This is a genomic window from Actinoplanes sp. URMC 104 (genome assembly GCF_051386375.1).
Taxonomy (GTDB): domain Bacteria; phylum Actinomycetota; class Actinomycetes; order Mycobacteriales; family Micromonosporaceae; genus Actinoplanes.
In genome coordinates, this window is record NZ_JBPQTO010000012.1 from 465,795 (window position 1) to 482,548 (window position 16,754).

At 73.7% G+C, this 16,754-nt stretch carries 12 protein-coding genes; 5 read left to right on the top strand and 7 right to left on the bottom strand.

What is annotated here, in order from left to right; all coding sequences use genetic code 11:
- Positions 1 to 4: 4 nt before the first annotated feature.
- Positions 5 to 631 carry an L-threonylcarbamoyladenylate synthase gene (locus ACSNN8_RS41095; protein WP_436656471.1) on the top strand — a complete coding sequence of 209 codons (627 nt, stop codon included), beginning with the start codon at positions 5 to 7 and terminating at the stop codon, positions 629 to 631.
- Here ACSNN8_RS41095 and ACSNN8_RS41100 read toward each other — a convergent pair.
- From ACSNN8_RS41100 to ACSNN8_RS41110, 3 genes are all read right to left on the bottom strand, one after another.
- A complete protein-coding gene (locus tag ACSNN8_RS41100) occupies positions 628 to 2,016 on the bottom strand; it encodes a WD40 repeat domain-containing protein (RefSeq protein ID WP_436656473.1) in 1,389 nt (462 codons plus the stop codon). The two genes, ACSNN8_RS41095 and ACSNN8_RS41100, sit on opposite strands and share 4 nt — an antisense overlap.
- 62 nt (positions 2,017 to 2,078) lie before the next feature.
- On the bottom strand, positions 2,079 to 6,680 hold the full coding sequence (locus tag ACSNN8_RS41105) for a DUF4011 domain-containing protein (RefSeq protein ID WP_436656475.1): 4,602 nt from the start codon (positions 6,678 to 6,680) through the stop codon (positions 2,079 to 2,081).
- Positions 6,681 to 6,731: 51 nt separating this feature from the next.
- The gene (locus tag ACSNN8_RS41110; protein WP_436656477.1) at positions 6,732 to 7,739 is read right to left on the bottom strand and encodes a 12-oxophytodienoate reductase; all 1,008 of its coding nucleotides are present in this window, start codon (positions 7,737 to 7,739) and stop codon (positions 6,732 to 6,734) included.
- 59 nt (positions 7,740 to 7,798) lie between these two features.
- On the opposite strand from ACSNN8_RS41110, the gene ACSNN8_RS41115 reads away from it, so the two are divergent.
- The 4 genes from ACSNN8_RS41115 to ACSNN8_RS41130 all read left to right on the top strand — a co-directional run bounded on the left by ACSNN8_RS41115 (position 7,799) and on the right by ACSNN8_RS41130 (position 10,666).
- The gene (locus tag ACSNN8_RS41115) at positions 7,799 to 8,143 is read left to right on the top strand and encodes a MerR family transcriptional regulator (RefSeq protein WP_436656479.1); all 345 of its coding nucleotides are present in this window, start codon (positions 7,799 to 7,801) and stop codon (positions 8,141 to 8,143) included.
- 29 nt (positions 8,144 to 8,172) lie between these two features.
- Positions 8,173 to 9,318: a PP2C family protein-serine/threonine phosphatase gene (locus ACSNN8_RS41120; RefSeq protein ID WP_436656481.1), complete on the top strand. Its 1,146-nt coding sequence runs from the start codon at positions 8,173 to 8,175 to the stop codon at positions 9,316 to 9,318.
- A gap of 85 nt (positions 9,319 to 9,403) precedes the next feature.
- Positions 9,404 to 9,718 (top strand): hypothetical protein, encoded by a 315-nt coding sequence (locus ACSNN8_RS41125; RefSeq protein WP_436656483.1) that lies wholly within the window; start codon positions 9,404 to 9,406, stop codon positions 9,716 to 9,718.
- Between the two features lie 90 nt (positions 9,719 to 9,808).
- Complete coding sequence (locus ACSNN8_RS41130; protein WP_436656485.1) at positions 9,809 to 10,666, top strand: GNAT family N-acetyltransferase; 858 nt, start codon at positions 9,809 to 9,811, stop codon at positions 10,664 to 10,666.
- A gap of 146 nt (positions 10,667 to 10,812) precedes the next feature.
- Here ACSNN8_RS41130 and ACSNN8_RS41135 read toward each other — a convergent pair whose 3' ends face one another.
- Genes ACSNN8_RS41135 through ACSNN8_RS41150 form a run of 4 tightly spaced genes read right to left on the bottom strand, consistent with a single transcriptional unit; the run spans position 10,813 to position 16,719 of the window.
- The gene (locus tag ACSNN8_RS41135) at positions 10,813 to 11,661 is read right to left on the bottom strand and encodes a carbohydrate ABC transporter permease (protein ID WP_436656487.1); all 849 of its coding nucleotides are present in this window, start codon (positions 11,659 to 11,661) and stop codon (positions 10,813 to 10,815) included.
- Complete coding sequence (locus ACSNN8_RS41140; RefSeq protein WP_436656489.1) at positions 11,658 to 12,584, bottom strand: carbohydrate ABC transporter permease; 927 nt, start codon at positions 12,582 to 12,584, stop codon at positions 11,658 to 11,660. Before ACSNN8_RS41140 ends, ACSNN8_RS41135 begins: the two co-directional genes overlap by 4 nt.
- 5 nt (positions 12,585 to 12,589) lie before the next feature.
- Positions 12,590 to 13,912, bottom strand: a complete 1,323-nt coding sequence (locus ACSNN8_RS41145) for an ABC transporter substrate-binding protein (protein WP_436656491.1) — start codon at positions 13,910 to 13,912, stop codon at positions 12,590 to 12,592.
- 11 nt (positions 13,913 to 13,923) lie between these two features.
- Positions 13,924 to 16,719: a family 78 glycoside hydrolase catalytic domain gene (locus ACSNN8_RS41150; RefSeq protein ID WP_436656493.1), complete on the bottom strand. Its 2,796-nt coding sequence runs from the start codon at positions 16,717 to 16,719 to the stop codon at positions 13,924 to 13,926.
- Positions 16,720 to 16,754: the final 35 nt, after the last annotated feature.

Consider the following 16,754-nt stretch of genomic DNA (forward strand, 5'->3'; position numbering starts at 1 on the left):
GGGGGTGGCGAAGTACTTCGACGTGCACCCGGACAACCCGCAGCCGCGGTCGATCCGGCAGGTGGCCGAGATCGTGCGGGACGACGGGCTGATCGTGTATCCGACCGACTCGCTGTTCGCGCTGGGCTGCCGGATGGGCAACAAGGACGGCCTCGAGCGCATCCGCGAGATCCGGCACCTGGGCGACCGGCACCACTTCACGCTGATGTGCCGCGACTTCGCCCAGCTGGGCCAGTTCGTGCAGATCAACAACGCGTCGTTCCGCACGGTCAAGTCGGCGACACCCGGCCCCTACACGTTCATCCTGCCCGCCACCAAGGAGGTGCCCCGCCGGCTGCTGCACCCGAAGAAGAAGACCGTGGGCGTCCGCATCCCCGAGCACGTCGTCGCGCAGGCGATCCTTGCCGAGCTGGGCGAGCCGCTGGTGTCGAGCACGCTGCTGCTGCCCGGCCAGGACGAGCCGCTGACGATGGGCTGGGAGATCAAGGAGACCCTCGACCACGTCGTCGACGCGGTCGTCGACTCGGGCGAGGGCGGCACGGAGCCCACCACGGTCGTCGACCTGTCCGAGGGCGAGCCCGAGGTCCTGCGCGCCGGCGCCGGCGACCCGTCCCGCTTCGCCCGGGACTAGCCGGACAGGGCGCCGTCCGCGCCCAGCGCGAGGATGACCAGTTCGCCGCGGTGGTCGGTGGCGGTGAGGCGGTGCTCGTCGAGGCGTTGCAGCGCGGCGATCCCGGCGCCGAAGTCACCGGCCGGGGTGGGGCCGATCGGCGGCCCGGTCCAGTCGATGGTCCACGACCACAGGCGGAAGTCGTACGACGCGGCGACCACCACGGTCGTCTCCGGGGTGCCGAGCAGCGCCACCGTGCGCACCGGCTCCGGCGCGCGCAGCGTGATGCCGCGCTCCACCTCGTACGCCACCGGGTCGATCCGGGCCACCCGGACGGCCTGGTGGGCGGCGGAGACGACGACCCGGTCGGCCAGCGCGTCGATCGCGCCGACGCGCAGGTCGTGCTCGACGACGACGGTGCGGTCGCCGGGCGGGCCGGCGGTGACGACGCGGCCCTGCGCGGACAGCAGCCCGCCGCGGAACGGCCGGTCGGGCGCGGGCAGCGCGGGCAGCGACAGGCCGGGCGTGAGCAGCGTGCCGGAGGTGGCGTCGAGCAGGTACGGCCGGGCGGCGAACGTGGCGGTGGCCAGCACCGGGCCGCCGACCGCGAGCGAGCAGGTGCGGATCGTCGGGTCGGTGAGCCGCCACACCGGGCGGCTCGACGGGTCGATCGCGAACACCGTGCCGTCGTACGCCCCGGCGAGCACATGCCGGCCGTCGGCCGACCAGGTGATCGAGCGCAGCGGCGCGTCACCCGCGCGCAGCGTGCGGATCGGGTCGAGGTGGGCGTTGCGCAGCTCGATGGTGCCGTCGCGGCGGGCCAGGGCCAGCGTCGTGGCGTCCGGCGACCAGGCACAGGCCTCGACCGCGGGCGCCGCGCGGCCGGCCAGCGGCACCCGGGCCTGCGCAAGATCACGAACGGCCACGAAGCCGGTGGCGCCGACCGTGGCGACCAGGCCGGTGGGGCTCACGTCGAGGCGTACGCAGTCGTCGAGCTCGCCCAGGTAGGTCTCGGAGAAGGCCTGCCACACGGCGGCGCGGCCGTCGGCCAGCTGGCAGAGCAGGTGCTGGCCGTCGGGCATCCAGGACACGCCGGTGACGGGCGCGGGGTGGCCGCCGAGCACCTTCATCAGGTGCGGCGGCCGGTCGTCGACGACCCGCCACACCGCGGCGGCGCCGTCCGCCGAGCCGGTGGCGAGCAGGTCGGAGGCGCCGGGGTTCCAGGACGCGGCCAGCACCGCCGATCGATGGGCGAATTCGGTCAACGTCACCGGGCGCGCGGGGTCGCTGATCTCCAGGACGGTCACGCTGCCGGCCTGCGTGCCACCGGCCAGCCGACGGCCGTCAGCGCGGAAGGCAACGCAGCTGACCGGCGCGGCAGGCGCCGCGGCGCTCCCGGGTGTCACGCGACATATGCTGGACACCGGAGCGCGGCGAGTCAATAGCGTGATCGGTGAGAAACGGTCTGTCAGGAGACGGGCCGCAGCGCGCCGAAGTCCACCCGGCGGTACGGGCGGGGCCCCGCCGCGGGCAGCGGGCCGACCGCCTGTTCGATCGCGTGCCGCAGCCGGGCCTCCTCCGCGGCCCGGTCGCGGTGCCACGCGACGCCCCAGATCCGGTGCAGCCGCCACCCGAGCCCGGTGAGCACCTCGGCGCTGAGCCGGTCCCGGTCGCGCGCCGCGGCGATCGAGCCGTACAGCGGCCCGTCGCACTCGATGCCGAGCACGTAGCCGCCGCCGGGCGTGCCGCCGCGCACGCCGACGTCGATCCGATAGCCGTCCAGGCCGATCCCGGCGTGGGCGTCGTAGCCCCAGTCGCGCACCGTCTCCAGCACCGACCGGGCGAACGGGTCGGCCGTGCCGGACGCCTGGCCGGGCAGCGACGCGGCGCCGCGCTCGGCGTAGTCCAGGTAGGCGGCCAGGTGGCGTACGCCCCGGTTGGCCGAGTCCGGGATGTCGCGGGCCCGCACCGACGAGACGATCTCGACGCGGCGCCGCGCCCGGGTGATCGCGACGTTGAGCCGGCGCCAGCCGTCGGGCTGGTTGAGCGCCCCGAAGTTCGCGCTCACGCGGCCGTGCTCGTCGGGGCCGTAGCCGATCGAGAAGATCATCACGTCGCGCTCGTCGCCCTGCACCGACTCGAGGCTCTTGACGAAGAAGCCGCTGAGCCGGTCGCCCCCGAGCAGCCGGTCGAGGCCGGGATGCCGGCTCGCCGCGTGGTCCAGCGCGGCCTCGATCGCCTCGGCCTGCGCCACCGAGAAGGTGACCACGCCCAGCGACAGCTCCGGCCGGGTGGTCAGGCAGGCGACGATGCGCTGGGCGGCCACCTCGGCCTCGACCGGGTTGTCGCGCGTGGTGCCGCGCCGGTAGACGCCGCGGGCCGGGACCAGCTCGACGCCGGTCTCGGGGTCGGCGTTCGCGCCCGGGAACGTGGTCAGCCGGCCGGAGTAGAAGCGGTGGTTGGAGAATGCGATCAGCGCCTCGTGCCGGCTGCGGTAGTGCCAGCCGAGGCCGAGCACCGGGAAGGCCCCGCAGCCCTTGGCCAGCTCCAGCACCGACTGGAAGTCGTTGACGTCGCTGCCCTCCTCCGGCCGGTGCGCCGCGAAGAACGCCGTCGGCGGCAGCTGCCGCTCGTCGCCCGCCACGATCAGCGCGTCCGCCCGGTAGACGCAGTTGACCGCGTCGGCCGGCGCCAGCTGGGACGCCTCGTCGAAGATCACCACGTCGAACGTGAGGTCGGACGGCAGGAACTGGCTCACCGCGAGCGGCGACATGAGGAAGCACGGCTTGCTCGCCTGCACCGTTCGCCGCGCCTGTCCGATCAGGTCCCGTACGGCCGGGTGGCGGGTCTCCTTCATCCCCTCGCGGCGCAGCATGGCGACCTCGTCGGGCACGCTGTCCGCGGCCCGGCGCTGCTCGACCGCCGCGGCGATGGCAGCCGGCGCCTGTCCGGCGCAGGCGGCGTCGAGGCGGCGGAACTCCTCGACGAGCCGGTCGCGTTCGGGGCCGCCGGCCGGGTGCAGCCGCTCGTCGTCGCGGATGACCGCGCCGGCCCACGCGGCCAGCAGCGCCCGCTCGAGCGCCGGGCCGGTGAGCTCGTGCTCGACGCAGAACTCGGTGACGGCCTCGCCGAGCACGCGCCGCGCCCGGTCGTAGCCGAGCCACTCGTCCTGCCCGTCCGCGTCGTCGAGCAGCGCCGCCGGCACCGCGCCCGCGTAGTCGTCGAGCGCCGCGGCCAGCTCGTCGCGCCGGGCAGGGGCGAACGCCGCGAGGACGCTGTCGCGGGCGTCCTCCCAGGCGCCGGCGCGTTCGAGCAGTTGGTGCGCATCCGCCGGGCGCAGCGCCGCGGCCTGTTCCCCGGTGAGCGGCCGGTCCACGCCGCCGACCAGCCGCCGCGCCGCCGTCGCCCAGGCGATCGCGTCGTCCAGGCCCTCCTCGGCCCCGCCCGCGCTCAGCGTCAGCGTCGTCTCGCGGTCGGCGGCCAGCGCCCGTTCCTCCTCGGCGGCCCGGCGGCGCAGCCGCGCCAGGCGCACCGCCTCGGCGAGGTCCACCTGGCGGCCGACGACCCGCTCGTACGCCCGCAGCGCCGCGGCGACCTCGGTCAGCTTGCCCGCCCGGGCGCGCCGCTCCGCAGCGGCGTCCAGCAGCGTCCCCTGACCGCTGGTGACGGTCCGGGCCACCGCGCCCACCCGGACCAGGTGCGGGTCGGGCACCGGGCGGCAGACCTGGTCGGCCACCACCGGCAACTGGTCCGGCGGGCAGAGCCGGACGAGGTCCCCGGCCAGGCGCAGCGCCTCGTGCACGCCGGCCTCGTTGCGGCGGTAGCGGCCCAGCAGCGGCGCGTACCGTCGCTCGGCCGCGGCCCGTACGCGCAGGGCCCGCTGCCAGGCCACCGCCGCGCCCAGGTTCGCCACGGCCTCGGCGGGCGCGACGGCCGGCCGCGCGAACGCAGCGACGGTGTTCCAGTCCCGGCGGTACGCGGAGAGCAGTTTGCGCAGCCCCCGGTGCTCGTGGGCGAGCCGCTCGGCGAGCTCCTCGACGGGCTGGTCGACGATCGCCTCGACGAACCAGCGGCGGCACTCGGCCCCCGTGGCCGCCACCGCGTCGGCGCAGCCGCGCAGCACGGACGCCGCCGCCGACACCTCCGCCAGCACCCCCGGCCCGAACCAGAACGGCTCCGGCCGGTTGTCCCGCCCCGCGATGTCGGCGAGCGCCGCCAGCCGGGACAGCTCCGCGAACGTGCCCGCCTCGCGCCGCAGCCCGTCGAGGGTGTCCGCCTCCGCCGCGCAGCGACGCGCCTCCTGCTCCGCGCCCTCGGCGGTCAGCGTGCGCGGCTCCACCGGCGGCGGCTCCTCCTCGGGCAGCTCGTGCCAGTCGACGCCCGCCGCCTCCCGCACCGCCGCCGCGGCCTGACGCGCGGCCGTGAGCCGGCGGGCGCGGCGCTCGGCGGCCCGCCCCACCGGCTCGAGGCTGGGTCCGGTCAGCCACCCGTCCGCGACCGCCTCGGGCCGCCGGCTCGCGTGCATCACCAGCGCGGCCAGCCGGCCCGCGTCGCCCGGCCGGGTCAGCCCGAACGCCTCGGCGACCTCGCGGTGCGGCTCCGTCTCCGCGGCCAGCGCCTGCAGGGCCGCCCGCGCCCGCCGCAGCGTCTCCGTCAGCGGGGCCTGCTCGATCACCCCCCGCCACGCGAAGTCCGGCTCGGTCGCCGCCCGCCGGCACCGGCTCAGGTCGTCCGCCGCGTCCACCATGGCGCGCAGCGTCTCCGGGGTGAGTTCGACGACCGGCGCGTGCGGCTCGGCGCCCGCGCACTCGCCCAGCACCTCGTGCAGCGTGCGGCCCAGCGGTTCGCGCCGCTCGTTCATCGCGGCGGCGTAGGCGTCCAGCCGCTCGCGCAGCTCGCCCAGCCTCTCGTGGCCCCCACCCGGCTCCGGCGCCGGCGGCCGCGGCTCCACCGCGGCGGCCAGCTCCCGCGCGACCTCCTTGCGCGTGGTCTTGTGGCTGTGCAGTTCCAGCAGGTACGGCTCCAGGCCCACCGCCGTCAGCCGGTTGCGCACCACCTCGAGCGCCGCCGCCTTCTCCGACACGAACAGCACTCGCCTGCCCGCGTGCAGCAGGCAGCCGATCATGTTCGCGATCGTCTGCGACTTGCCCGTGCCCGGCGGCCCGTCCAGCACGAAGCTGCTGCCCGCGACCGCCGCCTCCACACACGCCGTCTGCGTCGCGTCCGCGTCCAGCACGAGCGGCAGTTCGATCTTGCCTTTTTGCGGTGTGGCCATCCCTACCCCCCACCCACCCGGGGAGCGGTCCGACCGTACGCCCGCGGCAACCCCCTCGGGGAGTTGTCCACAGGGCAGGGACGTGCCAACATCTCCGGCCAGCGCCGCCACCAGCGGATGCGCCACGATCCGCCGCTCGTTGTCGAGCAGGTCCCGGTACATGGCCTCCTTGTGGAAGCTCAGCCGCGACAGCAGCACGCTCTCGTCGGCCTCCCACCCCCGGTTGCTGACCGTCGCCAGCAGCCGCGCCAGGTAGCCGCGCACGTCCAGCTCGGCGAGCGCCTCCACCGGCGGCATCGTGATGCCCATCCGGCGCAGCCGCAGGACCAGCGCGGGGTTGACCACCGGGTCGTCGTCGGGCACCCGCAGCCGCGGCACGTCGCCCGGGCCGGCCGCGGTCAGCTCGGCGGGCAGCAGCAGCACCGGGCTGGCGAAGGCCGCGTCCTCCTCGTCGCGCCAGCGCAGCATGCCGACGGTCAGGTGCAGGGTGGCCACGCCGCGGTCGAGGTAGTCCTGCCGGGACTTGCGCAGCAGCCGCCGCAGCTGGGCGCCGAGGGTGGCGGCGGGCAGCTCGGTGCGGAACAGCGCCCCGGGGACGGGCGGCGACTGCGCGGGCAGGAAGCCGTACTCGGCCCCGCCGCGCAGGGCGGCGACGATGTCCGGGGCGGCCGGGCCGGCGATGGCCAGCGTCCCGGGCTCGGACGGGCGGAAGTTGAGCAGCCGGTTGCCGGCGTCCAGGTCGACCAGCCTGTCCCGCCAGGCGCGGACGGCTGCTCTCGGTGTTTCGGCCCCCATGGTGACGATTCCACCAAGTCGGGCCTGTTCCGTTGGCGGAAAGCCGGAAAATCAGGAGAACCGCTGCTCGTCCGATTTGTGATAGTCGCGGATCTCGTCGAGGCGCCCGGCGGCGACCAGCCGCACCCAGGCCGGGTTGCCCAGCAGCACCCGGCCGAGCGCGATCAGGTCGTACTCGCCGCGCTGCCGGCGCTCGAGCAGCTCACGCATCCGGCCGGAGCTCACGAAGTCGCGGGTCAGGCCGACCGAGCCGACGGTGATCGACGGCAGGCCGGTGAGGCGCCGCGCCCAGCCGGCCAGGTTGAGGTCGCTGCCGGCGAACGTGGGCTCCCAGAAGCGGCGCTGCGAGGCGTGCAGCACGTCGGCGCCCGCCTCCCGGAACGCCTCGAGGATCATGCCGAGCTCGCCGGGCGTCTCGGCGATCCGCGCGTCGTGGTCGCGCTCCTTGAACTGGGAGAACCGGACGATCAGCGGCATGCAGGAGGGGATCTCGGCGCGGATCGCCCGGATCACCTCGGCGGGGAACAGCCGCCGGGCGCGCGTGGGGTTCGAGACGTGCCACAGGAACTCGTCGAGCAGGTAGCCGTGCGCGGCGTGCACCTCGACGGCGTCGAAGCCGGCCCGGACGGCGACGCGGGCGGATTCGGCGTACGCCCGCAGGACGGCGTCGAAGTCGCCGCCGGACATCGTCCGCGGGGTCCAGGCCGGATAGCCGTCGATCGGCTCCCGCCGGCTGCCGAGGTGCCAGAGCTGCGCGGCGATGCGCCCGCCCGCGTCGTGGACCTCGCCGGTGACCCGGCGCCACCCGGCCTCGGCGGCGCCCGGGGTCAGCCGGGGCACGGCGCTCTGGTGACCGGCGCTGCGATGGCCGATCAGCACGCCCTCGGTGATGACCAGGCCGACGCCGTTCTCGGCGCGGCGGCGGTAGTAGGCGGCGACCTCGGGCGTCGGCACGCCGTGCGGCGACCGCTCGCGGGTCATCGGGGCCATGACGAACGGGGAGCTCAGCGGGAGGCCGGCGACCGTGACCGGCTCGACGAGCGTGGTGGCGGCAGGCATACGATCACGTTAGAACCTGACATCCGTGTCAGGGTCAAGGCTGTCCGGGAGGTTTTCCGATGCGCATCGGCGACCTGTCCGCGGCGACCGGGGCGAGCCCGCGGTCGCTGCGCTACTACGAGGAGCAGGGCCTGCTCACGAGCACCCGCAGCGGCGGCGGCCAGCGGCACTACCCGCCGACCGCGGTGGAGCGGGTGACGCTGATCCAGTCGCTGCTGGCGGCGGGCCTGAACAGCGCGACCATCCAGGACGTCCTGCCCTGCATCAGCAACGAGGCGATCCGGACGCCGTGGCTCGCCGAGCGGCTGCGGTCCGAGTTGGACCGGGTCACCAGGCAGATCGACGACCTGCACCGCACGCGCGAGATCCTGGCCGGTCTCGTCAACCAGTACCGGGTCGATTGACGAGCCGCCCGGCCGGGCATGATGGGCACGTGCCCGAGGCGTTGGAAGCCGTACGCAGGCTGCTCGATCTGCGGCATCGGGGGCGGGCCGAGGACCTGCCCGCCCTGCTGCAGGACGCGGCCCCGCTGCTGGGCGCCAAGTCCGCCCGTGTGCTGCTGATCGACTACGGCCAGCTCGAGCTGTGGCCCCTGCGCGGCCGCGGCGCCGACAGCGGCGAGCGCGTGCCCGTCGAGGGGACGCCCGCGGGCGAGGCCTTCGAGCACGCCCGGCTCATCACCTCGCCGGAGTACGTGTGGCTGCCGCTGATGCACGGCGCCGAGCGGCTCGGGGTGCTGGAGCTGCACACGAGCGGCGCGCCCGATCCCGAGCTCGAGGTGATCGCGGCCCTGGTGGCCGAGCTGATCGCGAGCCGGCGCGGCTACGGCGACGCGGTCGAGCACACCCGGCGCCGCGAACCCATGCAGCTCGCGGCCGAGATCATCTGGAACCAGCTGCCGCCGCTCACGTTCGCGGTGGACGGCACGGTGGTCAGCGCCGTCCTCGAGCCCTGCTACGACGTGGGCGGCGACGCCTTCGACTACGCGGCCAACGGCGACATCCTGCACGTCGGGCTGTTCGACACGGTCGGGCACGGCATCGGGGCGAGCGCGCTGACCACGCTGACGCTCAACACGTACCGCAACGCCCGCCGCTCCGGGCTGAGCCTCGCCGACACCTACCGCTCGATCGACAAGTGGATCCGGGCGCAGTACCCGGGCAGCTTCGTCACCGCGATCCTGGCCGAGCTGAACACGGTGACCGGCCGCTACGACCGGATCAGCGCCGGGCACCCGGCCGAGCTGGTGCTGCGCGACGGCCGCTGCCTGCCCGCGCTGCCCACGCCCAACGCGCTGCCGCTGGGCCTGGGCAGCATGCTGCGGCGGCCGCCGACGATCATCAGCGAGCAGCTCACGCCCGGGGACACGCTCGTGTTCTACACCGACGGCATCACCGAGGCGCGGGACCGCTCCGGCGCCCTGTTCGGCCTCGACCGGCTGACCGGCTTCGTGCTCGACGAGCTGGGCAGCGGGGTGACCCCGCCCGAGGTGATGCGCCGGCTGATCCACACGATAGTGAGCTACGAGCAGGGCGAGCTGCGCGACGACGCGACCGCCGCGATGATCCGCTGGCAGTGAGACTCAGGGAACCGCCAGGCTGGTCACAGGGTGTGCTCGACAAGCCCACGTACCGTTGGAGGACCACTTCTTCCAGGAGGCTCGAGTGAGCGGTTCCGTCAAGAGGTTCCTGCTGTCGATGCTGGCGTCGAAGCTGCAACGGCGGGCGCATCACGGCGGGCACAATCCCGTGGCCGACGGCTTGTTGCGCGAGGTGAACCACCGCATCGCCCGTTCGCAGGGCTACGGTCACCACCCGGGGGCGTACGGTCCTCCCGGCGCCTACGGTCACCCCGGCGCCTACGGCCACGGCGCCTACGGTCCGGCGTACGGGCATCACGGCCACTACCGGCACCACGGCCACTACCGGCACCACGGGCATTACCGCCACCACGGCCACTACCGCCGTCGCGGCTGGTGACACCCCCGGCCGGCCGCGCCCTTACTTGAGGGCGCGGCCACCGGGTCCAGCCCCTTCCGGGCGCGGCCTGCCGCCGCCACAATGAGCGCCATGAAGATCACCCCGCTGGCCGACCCCGAGCGGCGGGAACGGCTCGCGTGGCTGGCCGCCGCCTCCGACGGCCGCCCGCTGGGCACCGCGTTCCTGTGGCTGCCGGTCGCCGGCGGCACCGCGGACGTCCAGATGCACGTGCACCCCGCCGAGCGGCGGGCCGGTGTCGGCAGCGCGCTGCTGGGCTCGCTCGTCGAGGCGGCCACCGCCCGCGGGCTGAGCGCGCTGCTCACCGAGCCCGTGCGGCCGGGCTCCGAGGGCGAGCGCTTCTGCGTCGGGCACGGCCTGCGGCAGGTTCTCGCCCTCACGTACACCCGGCTGCCGCTGGCCGGCGCCGCGCACCCGCCGGCCGTCCCGGTGCCCGGGTATCGCCTGGCGCACTGGGAGGGAACGGTCCCCGCCGAGCTCGCCGCGACGTTCGTCCGGGCCCGCCCGGCCCTGGACGACATGCCGATGGGCGATGCGGCCCACGAGCCGCAGCCGTGGGACGTCGCCCGGCTGCACGCGATCGCCGACGCCGTCGCCCGCCGCGGCGAGACCCTCACCACCACCGCCGCGCTGACCTCCGGCGGCGAGATCGCCGGCTTCACCGAGCTGGTCGTCCCGGCCGGCGGCACGGGCGACGCGCAGCACTACGGCACCGGCGTCCTGCCCACGCACCGGGGCCGGGGCCTGGCCCGCTGGATGAAGGCCGCCCAGATCGCCCGGGTCGGCTCGCTGTTCCCCCGCCTGTCCGGGCTGCTCGCCGACACCGCCGACAGCAACGTCGCGATGCGCCGCACGAACGAGGCGCTCGGCTACCGCCCGACCCACCGGAGCGTGCTCTACCAACGCGACCTGGCCGGTCAGGACGGGTAGACGACGGCCATCCGGGTGATGACGCCGTCCCCGGCGATCCGCACGGTGACCCGGATGCCGCCGGCCCCGCCGGCCTTCACAAGCGGATGCTCCCCCGCGCGAACGGCCACGGCAAGGCCGACGCCGGCCACGCGGGGTGGGAACGGTCAGCCCTTGATGGCGCCCGCGGTCATGCCCGCGACGATGCGCTTGTTGAAGAACAGGAACATCAGCAGCGGCGGGATCGTGATCAGCAGGATGTCCATGAACAGCAGGTTGTACTGGGTGGAGTACGCGCTGGAGAAGTTGTAGAGGGTCAGCTGCACGGTGGCGTTCTGGTCGCCGGGCAGGAAGTACAGCGGGTTCACGAAGTCGTTGAAGATGGTCACCGACTGCACGACCACGACCGTGATGATGACCGAGCGCAGCAGCGGCAGCACCACGCGGAAGAACAGCCGCACCGGGCCGGCCCCGTCGATGATCGCGGCCTCGTCGAGCTCGCGCGGGATCGTGGCGATGAACGCGCGGAACAGCAGCACGCAGAACGACAGGCCGAACGCGACCTCGACCAGGATCAGCCCCGGCATCGTGCGGAACAGGCCCAGCTTCTGCAGCACCCAGATCGTCGGCACGACCGCGGGCGGGATGATCAGCCCGGACAGCACCAGGAAGTTGATCAGGCCGGTCCACCGGGTGCGGCGCCGCTGCAGCACGAAGGCGACCATCGCGGCGAGCACGACCAGGATCGTCACCGACGCCACCGTGAGGATCGTGCTGTTGATGAAGGCGATGATCAGCATGTAGTCGCGGGCCTGCACCACGTCCACGAAGTTCTGCACGAGGTGCCACTGCGTGGGCCACGAGAAGCTCAGCCGCGACGCCTCCTGCCGGTTCTTCACCGCGGTGAGCAGGATGAACACGAACGGGATCACGAAGACCACGGTGGACAGCACGATCGCCACCGCGCTGAGCAGATAGTTCTTGCGCGGCTTGCGCGAGACGACCTCAGTGGTCACAGATCCACCTCCTTCGAGTTGAGGTACCGCGACAGCGGGAAGATGATCGCCGTCACCAGCAGGAACAGCACGACGTTGCCGGCGGTCGACAGGCCGTAGAAGCCGGCCTGGTACTGCTTGTAGATCACCGAGGCGATCACGTCGGAGGTGAAGCCGGGACCGCCGCGGGTCATCGCCCAGATCAGGTCGAACGAGCGCAGGCCGCCGATCAGCGACAGCAGGATCACGGTGAACGTCGCCGGGCGGGCCAGCGGCAGCACGATCCGCACGAAGTTCTGCCAGGCGGTGGCGCCGTCGACGCGGGCCGCCTCGAAGTACTCCTGCGGGATCGACACGATGCCCGCGATGTAGATGAGCGTGGCCAGCCCGACGCCCTTCCACACGTCGACCAGCGCGACCGAGAACAGCGCGTAGCTGGGGTCGGTCAGCCAGCCCGGCCCCTGGATGCCGAGCAGGGCCAGCGACTCGTTGACCAGCCCCTCCTCGGGGTCGAGCAGGATCGTGAACGTCAGCCCGACGCCGATGGTGCTGACCAGCACGGGGAAGAACACGACCGAGCGCAGGTAGCCGCGGGCCACGATCTGCGAGGTGAGCAGCACCGCCAGGCCGAGGCCGAGCACGACCTTGAGACCCGAGGTGATCACCGCGTAGACCACGGTGTGCCACAGGCCGGAGACCAGCGCCGGCTCCCGGAAGAACGTGACGTAGTTGTCGAACCCGATGAACTGCGAGTCGAAGATGCTCCAGCGGGTCAGGCTGAAGTAGAACGACGTCACCGTGGGCACCAGGAACAGCACGGCGTAGACGATCGCCGCGGGCAGATAGAACCAGTGCGGGTACGGGCTGCGTCTGCGGCCGGCCGGGGCCGGCCCGGCCGCGCCGGAGCGCGACCGGGCCGCCCGGACCGAGGTGTCGGTGGCCACGCCGTCTACCAGCCCTCGAGCCCGAGCTGCTGGGCCTGCTTCTTGACGTCCTCGTCGTAGAGCTTGGCGGCCGCGTCGGACTTGCGGATGCCCGAGCCGACCTCGACGCAGATCTGCTCGAGCGCCGGGCCCTTCACCGGGGAGAGGAACTCCAGCGCCAGGCTGGAGGCGCCCTGCTTGTCGATGTAGGTCTGCATGTCCTTGACCGCCTGCGGCACCGAGTCGGGCAGCTTGCAGCCGGTGACCGCGTACGGGCCGCTGGGCTGCGACGCCTTGCCCATCGAGGCGCAGCCGTCGGGGCTGGCGACGAAGCCGAGGAACTTCTTGGCCGCGTCGAGCTTGGCGCCGGTCGTGCTGGTGGGGATGTAGAGGCCGTTGGGCGCCCACACGGTCAGGCCGTTCTTGGCGGCGTCGGTGCCGGGGATGGCGAACAGCCCGATCTTGTTCTCGGTGCCGGGGTTGTCGGCGACGAGCTGGCTGAGCATCGCGGACAGGATCGGGTACTGCGCGCCCTGCCCCTTGGCGAGCTTGGTGAGCCCGTCGGTGAGCTTGGCGGAGGCGAAGTCCTTGTTGACGTACCCGGCGTCGTGCACCTGCTGGAGGTGGTCGAAGCCCGCCTTGGCCGCGGGCGTCGTCGCGTACTTGGCCTGGTTCTTGGTGTACTGGTCGGCCCAGCCCGGGTTCGTGGCCTCGACGTTGTGGTAGTCGCCGAGAATGAACAGCTGCGAGGTCCACGTCTCGCCGTACGTCTGGATCACCGGGTCGACGCCGGCGGACTTGAGCTTGGCGTTGTTCGCCATGAACTCGTCCCAGGTGGTGGGGACCTTCAGCCCGTTCTTGTCGTACACGTCCTTGTTGTACAGGATCGCGCCGGCCATGTAGTTGCCGAACGGCACACCGTAGATCTTGCCGTCCGAGCCGACCGCCTTCTTGAAGTTGTCGTCGAGCTGCCCGGCGAAGTCGTCGACCGGGGTGAGGTTCTTCTGCGGCGCGAGCGCCTGCATCAGCGAGCCCGAGTTGTACATGAACATGTCGGTCATGTCGCCGGTGGAGAGCCGGGTCTTGACGATGTTGTCGCCCTCGGTGCCCTGCGGCCGGGTCTCCACGTTGATCGTGATGTCGGGGTTCTTCGCCGTGAAGTCCTTGGCCAGCCCCTCCGCCATCTTCACGGTCTCGGGCTGGTTGTCGGTCAGGAACGACAGCGTCACCTTGCCGCCGCCGCCGCCGCTGCCTTCGTCCTCGCTGCTGCCGAGGCTGCCGGCGCTGCACGCGCCGAGGGCCAGGGTGGCGGCGGAGAAAACGGCGAGCGCTATCGGACGTCGTCTCATGGATGGCTCCCTTATTTGTCGGAGGAGGGGGAGAGGAGGGCGGTCAGGCGGGCGGCGAGCTGGTCGCCGCCGGGGATGAAGCCGTGCGCGGTGGCGGCGTCGGCGAAGTCCGCCGCGGGCGCGCCGAGGTGGCGCTCGAGCCGCTCGGCCAGGTCGGCCTCGCCGTCCGCGACGCCGGCCTCGCGGGCCGCGGCGACGAGCTTGTCCCAGCTGGGCTCGTGGTCCATGAGCTGCCGGATGGTGGGCTCGGCCGGCAGCGAGGCCGCGGAGGCGTACGGGTCCTCCACCGTCCACGCGTGGCGGCCGTGGCCCACGTCGACCGGCTCGGCGGCTCCCGGCAGGTGCACCGCGGCGCTCGTCCCGACCGGCACCACCACCTCGAGCCGCAGCTCACCGCCGTCGCGCTTCCAGGACACCGAGGCTTCCCCGTACGGGGTGAGGTGCCGCGCGGAGGCGTGGGTGAGCCGCCGGTCGGGCAGCGGCCGCACCTCGAGGCGCCGGTAGCCGGGCTCGCCGGGCGCCAGGCCGGCCACCCGCCGGTGCAACCAGTCGGCGACCGCGCCCAGCGCGTAGTGGTTGAACGAGGTCATCTGGCCGGGGTTGATGCTGCCGTCCGGGAGCATGCTGTCCCAGCGCTCCCACACCGTGGTGGCGCCCATCGTCACCGGGTAGAGCCAGCTCGGCACCCCGGTCTGCAGCAGCAGGCGGTAGGCCAGGTCCGGCTCCCCCGCGTCGGCGAGCGCGTCGGTCATCAGCGGCGTGCCGACGAACCCGGTGCTGATCCGGAACCCGGACGTACGGACCAGGTCGGCCAGCCGCTGCCCCGCGTGCCGCCGCTGCTCCTCACCGGGCAGCAGCGCCCATTGCAGGGCCAGCGCGTACGCCGTGGGAGCGTCGCTGAGCACCCGGCCGGCCCCGGTCACGTACTCGCGGGCGAACGCGGCCCGGACCCGGCCGGCCAGCTCTCCGTACTCGCGGGCCACCTCGCCGTCGCCGACCGCCAGCGCCGCCTGGGCCACGATCTCGGCGGAGCGGGCCAGGTGCGCGGTGGCGATCACGTCCGGGTCGGCCTTGGCGCGGAACGGGTCCTCGGGCGGCGCCGCCGGGTCGAGCCAGTCGCCGAACTGGAAGCCGCCCGCCCAGAGCAGGCCGGGACCGGCGAGCCCGGCGATCCGGTCGACCCAGGCGCGCATGCTGGGCAGCTGCCGTTCGAGCAGGCCGGCGTCGCCGAAGCGCTGGTAGATCACCCACGGCACCACCGCGGCGGCGTCGCCCCAGGCCGCGGCGGCCGGGCCGGCCTGGCGGATCACGTCGGGCACCACGTGCGGCACCGAGCCGTCCTTCTGCTGCTCGGCGGCCAGGTCGGCGAGCCAGTTGCTCAGGAAGCCCGCGGTGTCGAACAGGAACGAGGCGGTGGGCGAGAAGACCTGGATGTCGCCGGTCCAGCCGAGCCGCTCGTCGCGCTGCGGGCAGTCGGTGGGCACGTCGACGAAGTTGCCGCGCATGCCCCACACCACGTTCTCGTGGAAGCGGTTGAGCAGCTCGTGCGACGAGGTGAACCAGCCCGTGCGCCGCAGATCCGAGCCGACGACGACCGCCTCGACCTGCTCGGGCCGCACCTCTGACATTCCCGATATTTCAGCATAGCGGAACCCGTGGAACGTCAGGCTGGGCTCGAGCACGACCTCGTCCGGGCCGGCGAGGATCCACGCGTCGGTGGCCTTGGCCGTCCGCAGCGGGCGGACGCCGAGCTCGCCGTCCTCGAGCACCTCGGCGTGGCGGACCGTGATGGTGTCGCCCGCGGCGCCGCCGCTGGTGCGCAGGCGGACCCACCCGACGAGGTTCTGCCCGAAGTCGACGAGCGTCCTGCCCGACGGCGACGTGGTGACGGCGACCGCGGGCACGACCTCGGTGATCCGCACGGGTGGGCCGTCGGGCGCGACCAGCAGGCCCAGGTCGGCGTCGAGCACGTCGACCGCGCTCTGCGGGCCGGGCTCGCGGCGCAGGTCGGTGAGCTGGCCGTTGTAGAGGTCGTCGTCCACGACCGTGCCCTCGCGGGCGGTCCACGAGCCGTCGGTGGCCAGCGTGTGCACCCGGCCGTCGGCGGTCTCGACCTCGAGCTGGGCCAGCAGCGCGAGCCGGTCGCCGTAGAGGCTGTGCTGGTTGCGGAAGCCGAGGTAGCCGCGGAACCAGCCGTTGCCCAGCTGCACCTCGAGGCGGTTGACGCCCTCGGTGATCAGGTCCGTGACGTCGTGGGTGCGGTAGCGCAGCCGGTGCTGGTAGGCGGTCCAGCCGGGGGCGAGCTGCTCGTCGCCGACCCGCTCGCCGTTGAGCCGGGCCACGTAGAGCCCGTGCGCGGTGGCGTACAGCCGGGCCTTGACGACGCCGGCGGGCACCTCGACCGTGCCGGTGAGGATCGGCGACGGGCGGCCGAAGGCGCCGAGCTCGCGCGGGCTGACGAACCGGGCGGTCCAGTCGGACGCCTCGAGCAGGCCGGTCTCGACGGTGGCGGGCTCGCTCCAGTCGCCGAGGCCCGCGGCGTCGCCGGCCCTGACCCGTACGCTCGCCGACTCCCGCGACCCCAGCGGCGCGCCCGGCCAGGGCACGAGCACCTGCTCGCCCGACGCGACCTCGAAGACCTCGGGCTCGCCGCCTCGGGTGATCTCGATCTGGTAGCGGGTCTGGGCGTAGCCCTCGGGCGCCGAGGGAACCTGCCAGGACAGGCGCGGAGTGCCCGTGCCCAGGCCGAGCGCGGGGGCGAGATGGTGTTCGAAGCGGAGGGCGGCGGGGGCGGCGATGTCCGGCATGTCACTCCTGAGCAGGGCCTTCCCGCCGTGAAACG

Coding starts and splice junctions, on each gene's coding strand:
- ACSNN8_RS41115 (WP_436656479.1), top strand. CDS start 7,799: ATGCGCATCGGCGACCTGTCCGCGGCGACCGGGGCGAGCCCGCGGTCG.
- ACSNN8_RS41110 (WP_436656477.1), bottom strand. CDS start 7,739: ATGCCTGCCGCCACCACGCTCGTCGAGCCGGTCACGGTCGCCGGCCTC.
- ACSNN8_RS41130 (WP_436656485.1), top strand. CDS start 9,809: ATGAAGATCACCCCGCTGGCCGACCCCGAGCGGCGGGAACGGCTCGCG.
- ACSNN8_RS41145 (WP_436656491.1), bottom strand. CDS start 13,912: ATGAGACGACGTCCGATAGCGCTCGCCGTTTTCTCCGCCGCCACCCTG.
- ACSNN8_RS41150 (WP_436656493.1), bottom strand. CDS start 16,719: ATGCCGGACATCGCCGCCCCCGCCGCCCTCCGCTTCGAACACCATCTC.
- ACSNN8_RS41105 (WP_436656475.1), bottom strand. CDS start 6,680: ATGGGGGCCGAAACACCGAGAGCAGCCGTCCGCGCCTGGCGGGACAGG.